An 18,395-nucleotide genomic window follows, 5' to 3' on the forward strand; every position below is an offset into this window, starting at 1 on the left:
AATTGCTCAATCATATTCGTTTTGGACACTCTCGTACTGTGGTATAGTGGGCAACGGAAGGTTTAGATGAAGGAGGAATCAGGATGAGCGAAGCTTCTCAAACACTCGACGGCTGGTATTGCCTGCATGACTTCCGCCACTTTAACTGGCATGCATGGAAGCAGGTGCCAAGCGAAGAGCGTGACCAGATGGTTAACGAGTTTCATCGTATGGTTGAAGGCTTTCAGCAGGTGGAAGAGGCTGAACAGGGCAGTCATGCTTTATACACGATTGTCGGCCAAAAAGCCGATTTTGTTATTATGGTGCTCCGTGAAACCATGAAAGAGATTCACGATATTGAGCTCGCTTTCGATAAATCGGGACTCGCTGCTTACACGACTCCTGCCTATTCATACGTTTCCATCGTAGAGCTCGGAAACTACATGCCCCCGGAAGACGGAAGCGATCCTCTCGATAATGCATGGATCCGCGGCCGCATTTACCCTGTACTTCCGAAATGGGAGCATTTCTGCTTCTATCCGATGGATAAAAAGCGGGAGGGCGAAGACAACTGGTATTCGCTTCCGATCGATAAACGCCGCGAATTAATGAAAGCACACGGCATGACCGGCCGCCAGTATGCCGGAAAAGTAAAACAGATTATTACCGGATCCACCGGTCTTGATGACTGGGAATGGGGAGTCACTTTATTTGCCCATGACGCCCTGCAGTTTAAAAAGCTTGTATACGAAATGCGTTTTGACGAAGTCTCTGCCCGCTACGGCGATTTTGGAGCCTTTTATGTCGGAAACATTCTCGAACCGGAAAAAATTCAGGCATATTTTTCTGTATAATAGAACGAACCGCCAGAGTGAGCATACACTTTGGCGGTTTTTTCTTTGAGCATAAGGCAGAAGCCGTATATTTCCCAGGAAATACTTTCGTTCTCAGCTGCGGATTAAAAATTTTCTCAAGCTCTGCTTTCAGTTCTTTCCATTTTTCTTTCTACAATGTCTTCTACGGAATACGTCCGGCCATCCATGTCTTTATAAATAAGATTGTTCCGGTTAAATTCCGTCGGCGAATGGAGCCCGGCTGCCACTGCTAAATTATGCATCCCCTCCCGCATGGAAATAATAAAATTGGTGACGCGGTAGGATTTTTCTTCAATATCCAGAGCCTCCTGCCGCTTCGGATCGGTCGTGGCCACTCCGACCGGGCACTCGTTAGTGTGGCACACCTGCGCCATGATACAGCCGACGCTCACCATGAATCCTCTTGCCACGTGGATCAAATCTGCGCCAAGGGCCAGTGCTGTGACTGCCTTGTTCGGCGTTAACAGCTTCCCGGAGGCAATAATGGTGATTTTGTCCCTGATCCCTGCTTCAAGCAGCGCTTCTTCAAGCATCGGCAGCGCTGAGAAGAGCGGAAGGGCGACACTGTCAGCCATTTCTTTGTAGGAGGCTCCCGTGCCGCCCTCGCTGCCGTCCAGCGTGATAAAGTCGGGAAGGATCTCCGAGGTCTTCAGCTCTTCCGCCAGCTTGGAGGCGTGCTGTCGTGAGCCAAGAGTAATTTTAATGCCGACGGGCTTGTCACTCAGCTGCCGCAGTTCTTCAAGAAAAGACATCAGCTTTTCGGTTGTTTCAATATCTTTAAACCGATTCGGGCTGTCTATCGTTTTCCATGGCTCCACGTTCCGGACAGCGGCAATTTTTCGGTGACTTTAGCCCCGTCCACGTGTCCGCCCCGCTGCTTTGCTCCCTGAGCCAGCTTGATTTCTACAGCCTTTACCTCATCGTAAGCTGCCTGTTCCTGAAACAGCTGCCGGTTAAAGCTGCCGGCACGGTCTCTTGCACCGAACAACCCTGGGCCGATCTGCCACATGATGTCCGCTCCACCCTTCAGATGGTAGTCTGACAGCCCGCCTTCCCCGGTATTCATCCAGGAGCCGGCGGCCCGGGCATTTCCTATGGACAATGCTTCAATCGCCCGGTCTCCGAGCGAACCGTAGCTCATGCCTGACTGGCCGATGAGCCCCTTAACATGAAATGGATACTTGACCCCGCTATGCTTTCCAAGCGTAAGAATGTCCTGCTCATCGAGCAGAAACGGATCGAACGATTCCTCCACCCGGTGCTCCTGCCTTGTAAAAAGCCGTTCGTTATCAATTTCGTATATCTTGGACGGTACTGCTTCTGCCTTCCGGTCCCGGCGCAGATCCTCTTCAAGCGTAGGATACATGTCGTTTACGATATAATAGCCATTCGTGTTAAAGTCCTCTTTCGACCCGTAACCAAGCATGCGTGTTTTGTATTTACCGGCTTGTACCGTAGAAATGAACTGCTCTCTTGAAAATGGCTTTCCCTCAAGATCGTTGTTAAATAAATACTGGCGAAACTCCGGACCTGTTTTTTCAATCAAATAACGCATCCTCCCGAGAACCGGGAAGTTTTTTAAAATAGCATGCTGCCTCTGCCGGCGGTCCTTAACGTACATCCAAAGCACCAGGCCTGCCGGCACTAGAACGATAAAAGCAATTAACAGCCCCAAAAGAACAATAATAGCTGTTTCCATCTCCAAACGCCCTCCTTTCATTTCCTCTCACCTTTTTCAGGCAATCGTTCCACGTTCATTTGAAAACTGCAGGTATTCTTCATTATCTATGATTTTTTTCAGCGTTCCTACTGTCATCCGGACTTCTTCATACGTATTGTACAACGCTACCGGTGCAATCCGGATGTAGGACGGTGCCCGAAAATCAGGTACGATGCCCTCAGCTTTCAATGCCTTGCAGATGCCGGCGGCGTATTCATGTTTAAAAAGCACATGTCCGCCTCTCAAAGCGGGATCCCGTGGGCTTACCACCTTCAGGCCGCTGCCAATACCGGAGTCAACCAGATCGATCATATAACCGGTTAACTGCAGGGACTTTTCCCGGATTCGCTCGATTCCTGCTTCTCTAAACATTTCCAGAGAGCCGATCAGCGGGGCCATACTCAGCACATGCGGGGTACCAATTTCGTAGGCTCCGGCTGATTCTTCCGGCTCAAGGGTATGCTTCATATCAAACTGCACAGCTTTTTTTGAACTGAACCAGCCTGCAAGACCCGGCGACTCCCCAAAATGTTTTTCATGAACGTACAGTCCTGCAACAGCTCCCGGCCCTCCGTTCTAATGCTTATAATTGCACCAAACGGCAAAATTGACACCCCATGCGTGAAGCTCATGCGGTATTGACCCCACCGAGTGACAAAGATCAAGGCCGACCAGAATACCGCGGGCATGGGCTTCTTTAGTTAACCGCTCCATATCAAGCACCTGGCCGCTCCGGTACAATACGCCCGGAAGAAACAATAGAGCGGTATCGTCATTCATCCTATCAATAATCTCATCTTCATCAAGCATCCCGTCCCGGCTCGGCGCCTGAACCAGCGCTTCTTCCCCCAGACCGCGCAAATGGAGCTGGCTTTTTAATGCGTAAATATCGGTGGGAAAAGCCGCATCATCCGCGAGTATTTTGTACCGTTTGGCGGTAGGCTGGTAAAAGGTAGCAAGCATCTGATGAATATTTACGGTCGTCGAACCGGTAACAATCACCTCCGCCTCTTTTGCCCCGAGCAGCGGAGCCGAAGCTTGTGCCAGCTTTTCCGACAGGTAATACCAGGGATGGCTTCCGTTTGTCCATCCCTCAATGCCCAGGTGCTTCCACATGTCCATGATTTCCTGTACGCTTTTTCTGCCCGCTCCGACAGCAGTCCGAGCGAGTTTCCATCCAAATAAATCGTCTCACCCATATAGAATTCCCGGCGGTATTTCCGTAGTTCATCATTGTCGTCCAGTTTTTCCGCATAAGCCTTTGTATGTAAGCTTTCTATATTCATAGAACCCCTTCTTTTTGTATAAATATTATTTTTAGCTTCCATTTTATATATGATTCCCCCGGCAGGTGAAACATTAACTGCTCTTTGCACCATACTAACAGAAATATTTTGCATCTCTCTTTGGCACAGGCACTAGGTTGCTATTTTTACAGTTACAGCTTATAATCATTCTCGGACTATAAGTGTATACGCCGTCGCTGCCTTTCCGGCAGCGATGATTTTTATATGAAGACGTATCAACCGGGAAAGGAGGAACTGTATGACCTGGGATATGCTGACAGTGATAGGCACCATCGCGTTTTCCATCAGCGGAGCAGTTGTCGCTATGGAGGAGGACCTTGATATATTTGGGGTGTTGTTTTTAGGATTTATCACAGCGTTTGGAGGAGGAGCGATTCGAAACATTCTGATCGGGGTTCCCGTGTCGGAGCTTTGGAGCCAGGGGCTGTTTTTCCAGGTTTCCTTTTTTTCTATTCTGCTGTTTGTATTGTTTCCAAATATTTTAATGAAGCACTGGCACAGCTGGGGGGCGTTTTTTGATGCCATCGGCCTTGCTTCTTTTGCAATGCAGGGGGCCCTCTTTGCAGTGGAAATGGGGCATCCGCTCAGCGCTGTCATCGTGGCAGCGGTACTCACAGGCAGCGGCGGCGGACTGATCCGTGACGTGCTCGCCAACCGAAAACCGATGGTGCTTCACTCCGAGGTCTACGCCCTGTGGGCACTGGTCGGCGGCTTATTTATCGGTATGGGCTGGGTTACCGGCGGCTTCGGCCTGTTCCTTCTGTTCATTCTGCTCGTTTCCGGCCGTGTATGCTCCTACCGCTTTCAATGGAAGCTTCCCCACCGGACGATTCCCTCCATGTAAATTTCTCCCGCCAGTCTCCGGCGGGTTTTTTTATGTTCAACATACCGTAAAAATGAAGCCTTCGTAAAATTATAAAAAAAGACTGCTCTTCGATGAGCAGCCTTCAAAGCTTCGTCCTATACTGTTTTTCTACCTCTTTTCTTTCCGTAAATGCTTGTGGCAAGCTCAGGTGCTTTCTGGAACAAATATACTCCGACGAGAGCCGAAAGAAGAATAAAAATACTGCTGAAGGTCCGCAGCGTGCCTGTAGCAAGTGCCGCAATAATGATGGAGAATTCCCCGCGCTGGGTCAAAGATAAGCCTGCGCGCAGAGCTACCTTGGATGACAGGCCGTACAGCTTCCCACCTGCAAATCCGACAATTATTTTCGCAGCCACTGACCAGAAAAGCAGCACGAGAAGCATCGGGATCATCGGCACCCCTTCTCCGACCTCAATCGTAGTGCCGAAATAAACAAAAAACATTGGGAGCAGCAGATCCCGGAAGCGCACGACCAGGCCTTCGAGCACGTCGCTCCGTTTCACTTCAGCCAGAATAATTCCAGCCAGAAAAGCTCCCAGCACCTCGGATAAATTCAGGTACAAAGCAATACCGCCGTACGTAAGCGCAATACCAAAAACGAAGAGGAGAAAAAAATCCTCATCCATATAGCGGTCCACAAGTGAACGCAATTTTCGGAAAACAAATATTCCGAGCAGGACTGCTCCTGCGACCAATATAATAATTTGAACGAACGTCCATCCGAGCGTGCCTACAGTAACTCCACTGCCTACGGTCATGCTGACAAGCACCGCCACGAGGACCGGGGCAAATAAATCCTCAAAAATGAGGAGCCCGAGTATAAATTCAGACTCGGGGTTTGCCATCCGTTTAGAGTTTTCAAGCATTTTAGCTGTGATCGAAGAGCTTGTCGCGTAGGTGACCCCGCCTATGATTAAGGCCTCGAGCCATCCAAGCCCAAACGCCAGCGTAATACCTGCGGTAACCCCGAAGCTGAGTACAATATCCAACATCCCGGCCCGGAAAACCTTTGTTGCGACATGCATGAGCTGCCGGACCGGAAACTCCATCCCCAGCATAAAAAACAGCAGGACAATACCAATTTCACCCGCAAAATACAGCAGGTGAGAATCTGCCAGCCAGCTGCTGACGACAATTCCGATTAATAGATAGATGATGACATCGGGGAACCGCATTTTAAAAGACATCCAACCCCCAATAAAAAGTACGAGCAGCATCAATCCCGCAGCAAGCAGATCAGGCATTTCCGGCATAAGAATTATCCTTTCGCCTTACAAACTTCTTCAAAGCGCCCAATAATATCTTTTTTTCCGACAACGAGCAGAGTGTCCCCGGCCTGAATGATAAAATCATCCTCCGGCTTCGGAAGAATATCGTTATCCCTCATGATGCCGACAATAGAAACTCCTTCCGGTATTGATGTCTGGGCTTCTTCCACTGAACGCACATCCATCTTAGAGCCTTTTTTCACCTTGATCCAGTCGACAAGCATTTTCTTTCTTAACAGGCGAAAACGCTCAAAGCTTTCTTCGTCTACCGGTTCATCGTGAATCCCAAGCAGACGGGCACCCAGCTCCTTCGCTTCATCAGATGTGAATATGGTTGAAAAAAGCGCTTCGTCGTCTTCTTCGTCTTCCACAAAATAAATTTCTCTCTTGCCGCTATGGTGTACGATCATGACCGTGGTAATACCGTCGCGGTTTTCAAACGCTACCCGTTTTCCTACCCCCGGCAGGTCATGTTCTCTGATTCTCATTTGTCATTCCTCCTGTGAGTCTTTTCGTTACCCGTCAAAACGGTGCATCCAGCTATTAAACGCCTCCACGAACTTTTTTGCGTGCTGCGTGATTTTTTCATCCTCAAGCGTATCCAGCTCTTTATTCATTTTTCCTGTCACTCCCGCCACCAGCATTTTCGGCCCCGGCATTACATAGGCCTCAGCAGCTGTAAGCGTCTGCCGGACCTGATACTGGGATAAAGCTGTGCCGCCGCTCCCGGGAGTTGCTCCGGCAATCGCAAAAGCACGGTGGGTCAGAGCGGAGTGCGCAGGCGGACTGGACGCCCAGTCCAGGGCATTTTTTACAACACCGGGCATTCCGTTATTGTATTCGGGGGTTACGATAATGACCCCGTCCGCACGCATCATTGCGCGTTTTAATTCTACCACGGCTTCGGGGGTTCCTGCTTCTTCCACATCGGCATGATAAAGCGGAATGTGATGCAAAAATGCTTCTTCAACCTCCCAGTGCTCCGGAAACTCTGCTTTCATTAAATCCAGCAGCTTCCGGTTATAGGATTCCTTCCGCAGACTCCCACATATCACTGTTACATTCATCTGTTCCTCTGTCATAAGGTTCACCGCCTTTACCTTCATCCTCTAGCCTCATTATACATTTTTTCTGCTCTTTTACCCTAGCAATCACACTTTTTTCTAAAAGTATTGAATCGTGCTTTGACTTCTATATATATTTATATTAGCATATGCTTATATAATAAATTCAGCAATTGCCTGATTAAATTAGTAAGAAACGGATGCCGCATCGTTTTCGGCCCGGCCTGGAGGTATGTATGAACACCCTGCTCGCAGTTGTTATTTTTCTTATCACGCTCGTATTGGTTATTTGGCAGCCGAAAAACTTAAATATTGGCTGGTCTGCCTGCGGAGGCGCTATTATCGCTCTTATCGCAGGCGTTGTCAGTTTTGGAGACGTCGAAACCGTTATTGGAATTGTATGGAATGCCACACTCGCCTTTGTTGCTATTATCATTATCAGTCTGATTCTCGACAGAATTGGATTTTTTGAATGGGCTGCTCTGCACATGGCAAAAATCGCCGGAGGAAGCGGCCTTCGGATGTTTATTTACATAATTCTGCTCGGAGCCGTCGTTGCTGCGCTTTTTGCCAATGACGGTGCTGCCCTTATACTGACGCCTATCGTTCTTGCGATGGTGAGAGCGCTTGAATTTAAGGAACGTATGATTCTCCCATTCATTATGGCCAGTGGTTTTATCGCAGACACCGCTTCCCTGCCCCTGATTATCAGTAATCTAGTAAACATCGTTTCTGCCGACTTTTTCGGCATCGGCTTCGTTGAATACGCGACCCGGATGATAATTCCAAACTTTTTCTCTATCGGGGCGAGTCTTCTTGTCCTCTACCTTTTTTTCCGCAAGGATCTTCCCGGGCGGTATGACGTCACAAAAGTAAAAAATCCAAAGGACGCGATCCAGGACATAAAAATGTTCCAGCTTTCATGGGTGGTGCTTGCGGTGCTGCTCGTCGGGTACTTTGTCAGCGAATTCGTAGCAGTTCCCGTCTCCGTCATAGCCGGTATCGTGGCGTTATTCTTCCTGCTGATGGCCCGCCGCAGTCCAACTGTTGAAACAGGCAAAGTATTAAAGGGAGCGCCGTGGGATATCGTTTTCTTTTCAGTGGGAATGTATGTCGTCGTTTACGGCCTTCAGAACGCCGGGCTTACCGAACAGCTCGCAGTTGTGATACAGGCAGCTGCTGATGAGGGTTTATTTGTCGGAACACTTTCGATGGGCTTCATCGCCGCTCTCTTATCTTCTGTCATGAATAACATGCCAACAGTGATGATTGATGCTTTGGCTATTTCAGAAACAGCTACTTCGGGAGCTGTACGTGAAGGGCTTATTTACGCCAATGTGATCGGCAGCGATCTCGGGCCGAAAATCACACCGATCGGCTCACTCGCTACCCTGCTTTGGCTTCATGTGCTGCGTCAGTTCGGCTTTCATATTTCCTGGGCTTATTACTTTAAAGTCGGTATCATTCTGACCATTCCAACGCTGTTTATTACTCTTATCGGCCTGTATGTATGGCTGTTAATCATTGGCGGCTGACCGCCAGGCAACAGGCATTTCCCGGGAAATATAAAGCCTTCTGCGCCCGGAATCTGAATACCTGCCAGGCTTCCTGAATGAATTAGTTGAATAACAGCAATATTGTTGTTACCCTTGGCAGAGTTGCAAATGATAATTATCCAGCGCCCGGCTCCGGCAGTTTACACTTACGGAGAGCAGGGAATGTATTCAGCAGTTTGCAGTGATAGAAAGAAAGGTATAGATATATTCTATACAGGTTTAAAAATTAAGGAGGCTCACTCTTGGAAATTACAAACGGTGCTAAAGCAGTACTCGAACCGCTGATGGAAGAAAACAACATGGACCACCTTCGCGTGGCAGTCGAAGAAATGGAAGAATCCTCTCAAATCGGTCTTGTTCTTCAGGATCCACAGGAGAGCGATCAGGTGCTAGAAGCAAACGGCATTAAAGTAGCAGTGGACAACCGCGTTACAGACTTAATGCAGGACGTTACGCTCGACACCCAGGAAAATGAAGACGGCGAAACACAGCTTGTCATGGCTGGTCTTCCTGAAGCTGAATAACAAGCGCCCCAAAAACAGTTCTGCTTAAACAGCAGAGCTGTTTTTTTGTTTTCGGAGCCGTTTTTTGTCGCTTTGGGCCGAAATTTCGGCTGGCTTCATTAATTATTTATAACCTGGACCGCTTATATCAGTTATTGACTGCGCTTTCAATGTTGGCACACTCCTTGCATATACGTAGAGTGCATCCTGCAAAATTATAAGGAGGGTTCATTCATGAAAGCAGCAGTAGTTAATGAATTTCATCAAAAACTGGAGATTAAAGATATTCCGGTGCCCGAGCTTGATTACGGAGAAGTGCTTGTCAAAATCCATTCATGCGGTGTCTGTCATACCGATTTGCATGCAGCTCACGGCGACTGGCCGGTTAAACCAAAGCTGCCTCTCGTGCCGGGACACGAGGGTGTAGGTACAGTGGAAAAGGTTGCAGATGGCGTCAAATCCATCAAAATCGGCGATCGCGTCGGCATTCCGTGGCTCTACTCTGCCTGCGGTGAATGCGAATTCTGCCTTTCGGGAAGAGAAACACTCTGCCAGCAGCAACTGAATGCCGGTTATTCTGTTGACGGAGCCTACGCAGAATATTGTAAAGCCCCCGCCCACTATGTGACGAAAATTCCGGACAGCCTGGACTTTGACACAGTGGCTCCACTTTTCTGCGCTGGGGTTACAACGTACAAAGCGCTCAAGGTATCTGAAGCCAAACCGGGTGACTGGGTCGCTATCTTTGGCATCGGCGGACTCGGGCACGTAGCCGTACAGTACGCAAAAGCCATGGCCTTAAATGTTGTAGCTGTCGACATACGGGACGACAAGTTGGAGCTTGCGAAAGAAATGGGAGCAGACATGACAATCAACAGCATGAACGAGGACCCCGGCAAGGTTCTGATGGAGAAATTAAACGGCGTAGAAGCAGCCATCAGTGTGGCTGTCAGCCCGAAAGCGTTTGAACAGGCCTACTCCACTGTTAAACGGGGCGGAAATTTAGTTATTGTGGGGCTTCCTGTCGGCGAGCTTCCGATTCCAATCTTTGATACGGTGTTAAACGCGGTAAACGTAAAAGGCTCTATTGTCGGCACACGTAAAGACCTGCAGGAGTGTCTTGAGCTTGCAGCCAATGGAAAGATCCGCCCGATTATTGAAACAAAGGAATTGGATGATATTAACGACGTATTTGAATCGTTGGAAAAAGGCGATATCAACGGCAGGATTGTACTCAAAATTCAGGACTAGATTCCTGGCAGCTTTACAGAACGCTTACACAAAGCATAACCCGGACGGGCTCCTCTTCCCGCCGGGTTTTGTTTGTTTTTCTGCTGGAATTTATTCATTCAGCCAGTAGCGCAGCTTTCTCGTATTCACTCCGAGCATTTCTGCTGCCTCCCGGCGGTTTCCACGGGTTAGCATTAAAGCGTGGTCAATAATATCCTGAATACTTTTCTTTTCTTCACTCCGTATATCTTCAACGGTGCTTTCAAGCGACAAATATTTTGTCTCTTCGAGCTCCTGCTTTTTCTGTCTGAGCCAGTCCCCTGATACAATTCGGTTCCTGTCAGCAGTTTTTCGGCTTGAGGGCCGCATGTTTAAATGGCGGCGCTCAATCCTTCCGTCTGATTCTGCGGCTGCCCGGATCAGCACGTTTGTAAGCTCCCGGATATTGCCCGGCCAGTGGTGAGCCTGTAGCGCATCCAAAGCTTCCAGACTGATCACTGTGTTTGCCGGTGCTTCTTTGCGGAGAATCGACTGGGCCACCTCAGGAATATCTTCTTTTCGTTCCCTCAGAGGCGGAATAGTCAGCCGGACGACCTCGAGACGGTACAGCAGGTCTTCACGAAATTCCCCTGTCTCTGCAGCAAGATGCAGGTCCTGGTTTGTGGCAGCGATGATACGGGCTTTTGTTTTAATCGGGCGTTCACCGCCCACCCGGTAAAGCTCTCTCGTTTCAAGCACCCGCAACAGCTTCACCTGCGTTGAAAGGGAGGCTTCTCCAATTTCATCAAGCAAGAGCGTCCCTTCCGAGGCCAATTCGAAATACCCCTTCCGTGTTTTATTCGCCCCGGTAAAGGCTCCTGCTTCATGACCGAACAACTCACTTTCGAGCATCTGCTCCGGCAGTGCTCCACAGTTCACACCGAGAAATAAGCGCTTCCCCGGCCCGGCCAGCTCATGAATGAATCGGGCGGCTACTTCTTTTCCTGTACCCGTTTCCCCGTCTATTAAAATTGTTAAAGGCTTGGGCGCAAAGCGCCCAGCCAGTCGCACCACTTCTTTCATTGCTTCGCTTTCTCCGATTATCAAGCCGCTTCTTGCGGCTGCCTGTTCAATTTGTCCTGACGCTTCCGGGTCTGACTGCGGCTGCTTTATTTTCTCTTCAATAATGCTGATATCTTCAAACGGCTTTTCAATATAGTCCTCCGCCCCCAGCTTAACTGCTTCCACAGCTGTATCAATTGTGCTGTATCCTGTCATGACAATACAGCGGCAGGAAGGCTGCGCCTGCTTCAGATCCTCTAGCAGCCTCAACCCATTTGTATCAGGGAGCTTTAAATCAATAAAAGCCAGTTCATACAAATGATTCTGGCTGCGAAGTCGCTCATATTCCTTTCCATCATGGGCAAGATCAATATGATGGCCCTGTTCTACAAGCAGATAACGAAAAAACGTGCCGATATCATAGTCATCGTCAATGACTAATATTTTCATACTCATCTCCTCCTCTATGAACCGGCAGCTTCAATTGAAAGGCACTTCCTTTTCCCTCTTCGCTTAGAAACGTCAGCCGGCCCCCGTTTTTCTCTGCAAGATCTTTACTTACCGACAGACCAAGGCCGGTCCCGTTCTGTTTTCTTTTCGTGGTGAAAAAGGGTTCAAACACTGACGATTTCTGACTCTGGGCGATTCCGCATCCGTTGTCTTCCACCTCAAGCACAACGCTTGAATGCACAACACTGGTTTTAATTTGAATCTTTTTATCTCCCTCTCCGCTTTCCTTTAACGCGTCTTTTGCATTTAAGAGCAGGTTGATAACCACCTGACCGACCTGATGAGGTCCTGCCTGGACAAAAGGCAGTTCAGGCGTATAATGTTTTTCAATCAGGATATTCTCTTTTTCGATCTGAAAGCCAATCAGACTCAGTACATCTTCAACTGCTTCGTTAACGTTACATTCCGTACTTTCTTCTTTTTCCGGCCGGGAGAAAGAAAGCAGGTTTTGCACGATTGTCCGGCAGCGGCGGCCTCCTCTTTCAATTGCCACCGCAAGCTCCTTTGAGGGGCCTTCCTCTGTCAGACTCCGCTGCAGTATCTGGGTATTGCCGATTACCGCGGTCAGCGGACTATTTAATTCGTGCGCCACTCCGGCCGCCATTTCCCCTATCGCCGCGAGCTTCCCGGAATGCTGAAGCTGCGCTTCAGTTTTGATTCTCGCAGTTACATCCTTAATATAAATAAGCAGCCCCTTCATCTCCCCTTCCCCGTCCCGGACTGGATACGTCTGAATATCGCACACACGGCCGTTTTTCAACGTCATTTGGTAGTTTTTCATCGCTTCACCGTGATAGCTTTCTTCAATTGGACAGAACGCTTCCGTATCGTGAAACAACAGATTGTGACAGTGCCGCCCGACCACAGCCTCCGGAGGTTCATTAAAAAAACTGTAGGAGGCCTGGTTGCAGCGGACGATGCGGTGATCGTTATCGGTTAATATCAGAAGATCCGCCACAGCCTGAAAGGTCTCCTCCCATTCCTTTTTCCCCTGATACACCTCCTGATACAGTCTCGCATTCTCCATCATCACGGCAATATGATCCGAAAGCTGCCGGAAGAAGCTGATATCAGACTGGTCACACTCGATCCGTTCAGCCGCGGCAAAGGTAAGAACACCGATGGTAGAGGCTTTTATCCGAAGCGGTATGACACACGCGTAGTGAAAATTTAAATCCGAAAGCGTCTTCTCCTCTACAAATGCATACGTGTCAGCGGGCTCCCATTCGTGAAGAATAACCATATTCTGTTCGATTGCTTTCCAGTATAGTGACTCTTTTTTCGGAAGATGCATACCTACTGCAGAATCCTCAGCATAGAGAGGATAGACACTCTTCAGCGACATGGCTCCATGCTCGATTAACGACAGGCTTACCCGGTCGATCGGATACAGTTCGTAAATGGTTTCAAGAATATGCTGCAGTGCCGTCTCCATTGTCCCTGTAACCTGAAATCCCTTTGCTACTTCGCTCAGAATTTCAAGCTTGCGATTCTTTTTTTCAAGCTCCGCAATCGTTGCTTTCAAGTCTGTATAATAGCTTTTTTTTGAGGCACGGACCCCGGTTAATTTTTCAATCACCATCTCTTTTTCTGTAAACATATCGACGCTCCTTTATTCGTAAGCCTTTTTAAACAGCATTTCGATATCCTTTAAAGCTACGTCCCGCGGGTTGGTGATCATGCATGCGTCCTCAAGGGCAATGCGGGCCATGTTTTCAAAGTCAGGGTCTCTCAGACCTACAGAGCGCAGTGTCTTGGGAGCACCGATATCATCTGCAAGAGCCCGGACCGCCTGAATACCGTGTCTGGCACGGACCATTTCCCCGGCGTCAGCAGAAGCACCGAAAATATCACCAATATCAGCAAAGCGGGGAGGTGAAGCAATTAGATTAAATTCCATGACATGCGGAAGCAAAATACTGTTAATCTCTCCGTGAGGAAGAGCATAACGGCCGCCAATCGCATGGGACATTGCATGTACTGCTCCCAAAATCGCATTGGAAAACGCAAGTCCCGCCTGCATGCTTGCCATCGCCATTGCACGCTTGGCTTCCACATTTGTGTGTGATGCCACCGACGGCCGCAGAAACTCAGCCGCCAGCTTCATCGCATTAACCGCATGCACATCCGTCAGCGGCGTCGCTGCTGCACTTACATACGCTTCTATGCCATGGGTAATTGCATCAAGTCCGGTAGCTGCTGTAAGCAAGTGATCTTTTGTCATTAATACAAACGGATCGACAATCGCAATATCTGGTACGAGCGATTTAGAAACGATCGTCATCTTCTTTTTCCGCGCCGGATCAACAATAATCGAAAATTGCGAGACCTCGGATCCCGACCCTGCCGTTGTCGGCACCATAATGACCGGGGGGAGCGGACTATGGATATGGTCAACACCTTCGTAATCTTCGATTTTTCCACCGTTGCTCACAATGACAGCCACCGCTTTGGCCACATCGAGCGCACTTCCTCCTCCAATACCAAGTACAGCGTCACATCCGGCTTTTTGATAAGCCTCTACGCCTTCTACTACCTGGGTCGTGTCAGGATTGGTACTGATATTTGAAAACAGGTGATAATCAAGACCGGAAGTCTGTATACTTTCCATAGCCTGAACTGTCCAGCCGGCTTCTTTGACGCCGGGATCGCTTACTACCAGTACACGCTGCGCTCCCAGTCGTAAAAAGCTCTCACCCGTCTGTTGAATCGAATGATCTCCGAAAATGATTTCGGGAGCCATAAATTTTGAAATCATATCCTCACCACCATATTTAGTTGGAAGCTTTTGTGCGATTGAAAACGTTTACTTAATATGTATTTATTATCTCTCACCCTTGCTTAATGTGCAAAGGCTTCCTGCTCCTGTTTTGACGAAAAAACCGCGGACTTATAGGCCCGCGGAATAAGGATACATTAGTAATACAGCGGTCAGGAGGGCTTCGGGGATAAAAGCGCAAAAACTAAAGCCGTAGCTGGGAGAAGCATCATAAGCCACAGTATTGCCGTATAATTATTGAACCAGTCGTAAAAAATACCAAACGGCAGTGGTCCCAGAGCGGAGCCAATAACCATTACCGTCTGGGCAATGCTTTTAATACTTCCTAAATGCCTGGGACCGAAATAATTGGGCCACACAATGCTTAACACAATACGTTCAAAGCCGTGGGCTATGCCCCACAGCACTCCAAAAATGATAGCTCCTGTCCAGGAATTTATCGTTAAAAGCACCAAAAGTGAAACAATATGTACCCCAAACGTCATCGCAAGCACGTAATGCACAGCAATGCGATCCACCAAATACCCGACAGCAAACGTCACCGGAAAACCGACAAAGGCCATTAATGAAAGAATTAATGCTGCAAGCGAAATTGAAAGACCCTTTCCTTCTATGATAGATACTAAGTGAAAGGTAACACCTGTGTTTACAAGTGCCGGAACGCTGACACAAAAGAGAATAAGCCAGAACGCTCTAGTTCTGCGCGCTTCCTGAAGGGTCCAGCTTTTTTCCTGCATGGCTGTTCGCTGCGTCCGGGCCTCCCCATGGGCATCCGATCCTCTGCCATCGGGCTCCTGGCCGACATCCTGCGGCTGGTTCCGCACCACTAAGAAGGCCAGCGGCACAAACACAATAAGCAACAGCCCGGCCCATACCAGCCACGTGTCCCGCCAGCCGACCATATGGATCAGCCATGTGTTCAGCGGGGGCAGGGCAGCGGCCCCGACAAAACCGCCAATCGCCATGACACTTAAGGCCCGGCCGCGCTTCTGCACAAACCACTGCGGCACAAGCGTATTAGGAACCAGGGTCAGCGATCCCTGGCCAAATAATCGAATAGCAAAAAAGCCGATAAACATCATTACAGCACCTGTTAAAAAGGCATTCCAAATACAGGCCAGAGCCAAAAGAATTCCTGCGGCCCCCCATTACCAGGCGTTGGCCAAGACGATCGATTGCGCGGCCGACGAAAAAAAGGGTAATACCGGCAGCCAGAGTACCAACCGAATATATACCAGAAACAAAAGAACGCGAATACGAAAAATCCTGAATGTAATAATCAATAAAAATAGAAATCGAATACGTCTGGCCCGGTCCGGAAAAAAACATACTTAACGCGGATAAAGCCACAATCGCCCATCCATAAAAAATAGGACTCGACCCATTCTTCGGTTTATCAGCCCACATGTCGAAGCTCCTTTTCAGCATTTTCTCCAGAAGCTATAAATAAATTCAGTCTCCTGGTCCGTGTGCTTATCTATGCTACTTTATCACAAAAGGGTGCATCGATTTTATCCTTAATTCATTAAAAACGGCCTTCCAGATGAAAAAAGCTGAAGCAGAAAACTTTCTCTGCTTCAGCCGCCCCTTTTATCCTAAAGCTACATCCAGTATCATCATAACGCTGAAACCAATCATCAGGCTGAAGGTCGCGAGCCGTACGTTCCCCTTTTCCTGGGACCCGGGGATGACTTCCTTGGCAACGACGAATATCATCGCCCCTGCTGCAAAACTGAGAGCAAACGGAAGCAGCGGCTGGATAATGATAACTGCAGCAGCACCAATTACTGCAGCCACCGGCTCTACAAAACCGGACAGCTGACCGTAAAAGAAGCTTTTCTTTTTCGATACTCCGTCCCGGCGAAGCGGCATCGATACTGCCGTCCCCTCCGGAAAATTTTGAATGCCGATGCCAAGCGCAAGCGCTACTGCTCCGGCGAGCGTAGAGCTGCTGAATTCTGAAGCCAGTGCCCCGAACGCTACTCCTACAGCGAGCCCCTCTGGAATATTGTGCAGAGTAATCGAAAAAACCAGCATTGTGGTCCGGTGCTTGGCATACTTGTCTTTTATTTCCGTGAAATATGTGTCTTCATCCATCATGGGAATGACCCTGTCGAGCAGCAACAGAAAAGCACCCCCAAGTAAAAAACCAATAACAGCTGGAATATAAGGTATCTGCCCCTGCTCTTCTGCCATATCAATGCCGGGTGAAAGAAGCGACCAAAAGCTCGCAGCAATCATGACCCCGCCGGCAAATGCAAGCATACTATCCATCAGCTTCTGATTGTTTCTGTTCGTAAAAAACACAACCGCAGCGCCTGCTGCTGTCATACCCCAGGTAAACAAAGAGCCAATCAGCGCCTGCAGTGTAGGAGGCAGCTCCGCAAACCACTCCATAATATAATCTCCTTTTCACTCTATTAAAAAAAGTTTCCCCAAGGAAAGTCTAACGTTATTCTATTCCTTATTGTAAAAGTTTGTCAATCGACAAACGTAAAGCCGCCTCCGTCTGGAGAGCGGCTCTATTCTTCCACTGTTAAATAATCGTGTTGACCCCTTCAGTGTCTGTCACAATGAGAAGGATCTTTCCTTCATCGAGTTCATCCTCATACTCATGAGCTTCTTCCTGGGATAATCCAATTTCCTGCAGTTTGTTCCGGAGTTCGTCACCTTTTTTGCTGAACATGTTTCCTACTGCATTTTTTATTCCTTCTTCTTTCATGCCGACAGTGTTGGCGTTCGCATTCTCCGCGATACGGCCGGCGCGGTCGTTATCGTGGGTCATAACGTACACGTTGCTTTTATCAATGCCCTTTTCAGCCAGACGCTGAACATCCTGCTGCAGTGCTTCGTCATTGGTGTATTCTCTAACGAACGGTTTCATAAGAACCTCCCTTTATTAGCTATTGCTATTCTAGTAAACAATTCTTTCGTTATTTAAACCATCTTTCAGCAAGCTCCCTCTTTTTCACCTAGAGAGCATGGGGTTCCATATAGTCGAGAAACTTCGTTTCAAATAAATGCACATTATAGTTCACCAGGCCAACAACAGTTTTTGTAATAAAAGAATCTTCGTTTTCCTCTCCGGGCTCGTACGTGGATTTAACAATTCCGTATTCTTTGAATGTATCATTGTGAATTGTTTTTAAATCTTCTCTCGCCTTCTCCAGATCTTTCACGGTGTAAGGAACCTGTGACCCTGCCTCGCAGCAATCCGGAAACCGTCCGCGGAGTAATTCTGCCGAGCGTTCCATAATGTTTAAAATAATCGCTGATTTATGCTTTTGAGATTCCATCGTTTCAGGCTGAAGCTTTTCAATATCTTTCATATGATATTTCTCCTGAATGATAACATCATCCAAAAAAAGAATAATTGCATGGATCTTGTCTGAGATAAATACCACTTCACGGTCCTGTCCCTGCATTGTGAAGCCACCTTTATTAATTTTTAGTTTAACTTATGCCAATCGCCCTAAAGGCTATACCCTTTTTATCCGGGGATCATGCCGTAAATTCGGAAAACGGAACATTTCTTTTAAATTTTTGCTGGCACATATATTTTTTACTATGCGTACTAAAAATATATTAAGTGTATAAATGAGTTCGGTTGATTTGTATAGCATCAGGATATAACGTTAGCTATAAAATTATTTACCTGCTTTGGATATTTACCGGAGACGAATTATTAAATATATAAG

General features: G+C 48.1%; 15 protein-coding genes and 2 pseudogenes. 5 read left to right on the forward strand and 12 right to left on the reverse strand.

Going from position 1 to position 18,395, the window contains the following annotated elements; genetic code table 11:
- Nucleotides 1–83 precede the first annotated feature (83 nt).
- Nucleotides 84–833, forward strand: coding sequence for a hydrogen peroxide-dependent heme synthase (gene hemQ / locus ACTTK7_RS03610; protein ID WP_462865858.1), 750 nt, complete (start codon nt 84–86; stop codon nt 831–833).
- 116 nt (nt 834–949) lie between these two features.
- Here hemQ and ACTTK7_RS03615 read toward each other — a convergent pair.
- Both ACTTK7_RS03615 and kynU read right to left on the reverse strand, forming a co-directional pair.
- A pseudogene (locus ACTTK7_RS03615) lies at nt 950–2,553 on the reverse strand (glutamate synthase-related protein).
- A 36-nt stretch (nt 2,554–2,589) separates the two neighbouring features.
- Nucleotides 2,590–3,860, reverse strand: a pseudogene (gene kynU, locus ACTTK7_RS03620) (kynureninase).
- A 259-nt stretch (nt 3,861–4,119) separates the two neighbouring features.
- Here kynU and ACTTK7_RS03625 point away from each other — a divergent pair.
- Complete coding sequence (locus tag ACTTK7_RS03625) at nt 4,120–4,725, forward strand: trimeric intracellular cation channel family protein (RefSeq protein ID WP_462865860.1); 606 nt, start codon at nt 4,120–4,122, stop codon at nt 4,723–4,725.
- A gap of 116 nt (nt 4,726–4,841) precedes the next feature.
- Here ACTTK7_RS03625 and ACTTK7_RS03630 read toward each other — a convergent pair whose 3' ends face one another.
- Genes ACTTK7_RS03630 through ACTTK7_RS03640 form a run of 3 tightly spaced genes read right to left on the reverse strand, consistent with a single transcriptional unit; the run spans nt 4,842 to nt 7,120 of the window.
- A complete protein-coding gene (locus ACTTK7_RS03630) occupies nt 4,842–5,999 on the reverse strand; it encodes a cation:proton antiporter (RefSeq protein ID WP_462865862.1) in 1,158 nt (385 codons plus the stop codon).
- Nucleotides 6,000–6,004: 5 nt separating this feature from the next.
- A complete protein-coding gene (locus ACTTK7_RS03635) occupies nt 6,005–6,502 on the reverse strand; it encodes a cation:proton antiporter regulatory subunit (RefSeq protein WP_462865864.1) in 498 nt (165 codons plus the stop codon).
- Nucleotides 6,503–6,529: 27 nt separating this feature from the next.
- Nucleotides 6,530–7,120: an NADPH-dependent FMN reductase gene (locus tag ACTTK7_RS03640; protein WP_462865866.1), complete on the reverse strand. Its 591-nt coding sequence runs from the start codon at nt 7,118–7,120 to the stop codon at nt 6,530–6,532.
- A gap of 194 nt (nt 7,121–7,314) precedes the next feature.
- On the opposite strand from ACTTK7_RS03640, the gene ACTTK7_RS03645 reads away from it, so the two are divergent.
- The 3 genes from ACTTK7_RS03645 (at nt 7,315) to adhP (ending at nt 10,388) form a co-directional block, all read left to right on the forward strand.
- Nucleotides 7,315–8,613, forward strand: a complete 1,299-nt coding sequence (locus tag ACTTK7_RS03645; RefSeq protein WP_462865868.1) for an arsenic transporter — start codon at nt 7,315–7,317, stop codon at nt 8,611–8,613.
- A 263-nt stretch (nt 8,614–8,876) separates the two neighbouring features.
- On the forward strand, nt 8,877–9,158 hold the full coding sequence (locus ACTTK7_RS03650) for an adhesin (RefSeq protein ID WP_322525430.1): 282 nt from the start codon (nt 8,877–8,879) through the stop codon (nt 9,156–9,158).
- Nucleotides 9,159–9,371: 213 nt separating this feature from the next.
- Nucleotides 9,372–10,388 carry an alcohol dehydrogenase AdhP gene (adhP, locus tag ACTTK7_RS03655; protein ID WP_462865870.1) on the forward strand — a complete coding sequence of 339 codons (1,017 nt, stop codon included), beginning with the start codon at nt 9,372–9,374 and terminating at the stop codon, nt 10,386–10,388.
- 90 nt (nt 10,389–10,478) lie between these two features.
- Here the strand turns inward: adhP and ACTTK7_RS03660 are convergent, their stop codons facing one another.
- From ACTTK7_RS03660 to ACTTK7_RS03690, 7 genes are all read right to left on the reverse strand, one after another.
- On the reverse strand, nt 10,479–11,858 hold the full coding sequence (locus ACTTK7_RS03660; RefSeq protein ID WP_462865872.1) for a sigma-54-dependent transcriptional regulator: 1,380 nt from the start codon (nt 11,856–11,858) through the stop codon (nt 10,479–10,481).
- A complete protein-coding gene (locus tag ACTTK7_RS03665; protein ID WP_462865874.1) occupies nt 11,839–13,518 on the reverse strand; it encodes an ATP-binding protein in 1,680 nt (559 codons plus the stop codon). Before ACTTK7_RS03665 ends, ACTTK7_RS03660 begins: the two co-directional genes overlap by 20 nt.
- A 12-nt stretch (nt 13,519–13,530) precedes the next feature.
- The gene (locus ACTTK7_RS03670; RefSeq protein WP_462865877.1) at nt 13,531–14,676 is read right to left on the reverse strand and encodes an iron-containing alcohol dehydrogenase; all 1,146 of its coding nucleotides are present in this window, start codon (nt 14,674–14,676) and stop codon (nt 13,531–13,533) included.
- Nucleotides 14,677–14,849: 173 nt separating this feature from the next.
- Nucleotides 14,850–15,776 carry an MFS transporter gene (locus tag ACTTK7_RS03675; protein WP_462865878.1) on the reverse strand — a complete coding sequence of 309 codons (927 nt, stop codon included), beginning with the start codon at nt 15,774–15,776 and terminating at the stop codon, nt 14,850–14,852.
- A 511-nt stretch (nt 15,777–16,287) separates the two neighbouring features.
- Nucleotides 16,288–17,094 (reverse strand): ZIP family metal transporter, encoded by an 807-nt coding sequence (locus ACTTK7_RS03680; protein ID WP_462865880.1) that lies wholly within the window; start codon nt 17,092–17,094, stop codon nt 16,288–16,290.
- Nucleotides 17,095–17,233: 139 nt separating this feature from the next.
- Nucleotides 17,234–17,581, reverse strand: coding sequence for a YflT domain-containing protein (locus tag ACTTK7_RS03685; RefSeq protein ID WP_462865882.1), 348 nt, complete (start codon nt 17,579–17,581; stop codon nt 17,234–17,236).
- An 88-nt stretch (nt 17,582–17,669) separates the two neighbouring features.
- Nucleotides 17,670–18,122 (reverse strand): hypothetical protein, encoded by a 453-nt coding sequence (locus ACTTK7_RS03690; protein ID WP_462865884.1) that lies wholly within the window; start codon nt 18,120–18,122, stop codon nt 17,670–17,672.
- Between the last annotated feature and the right edge of the window lie 273 nt (nt 18,123–18,395).

The organism is Marinococcus tarijensis, from assembly GCF_054971385.1.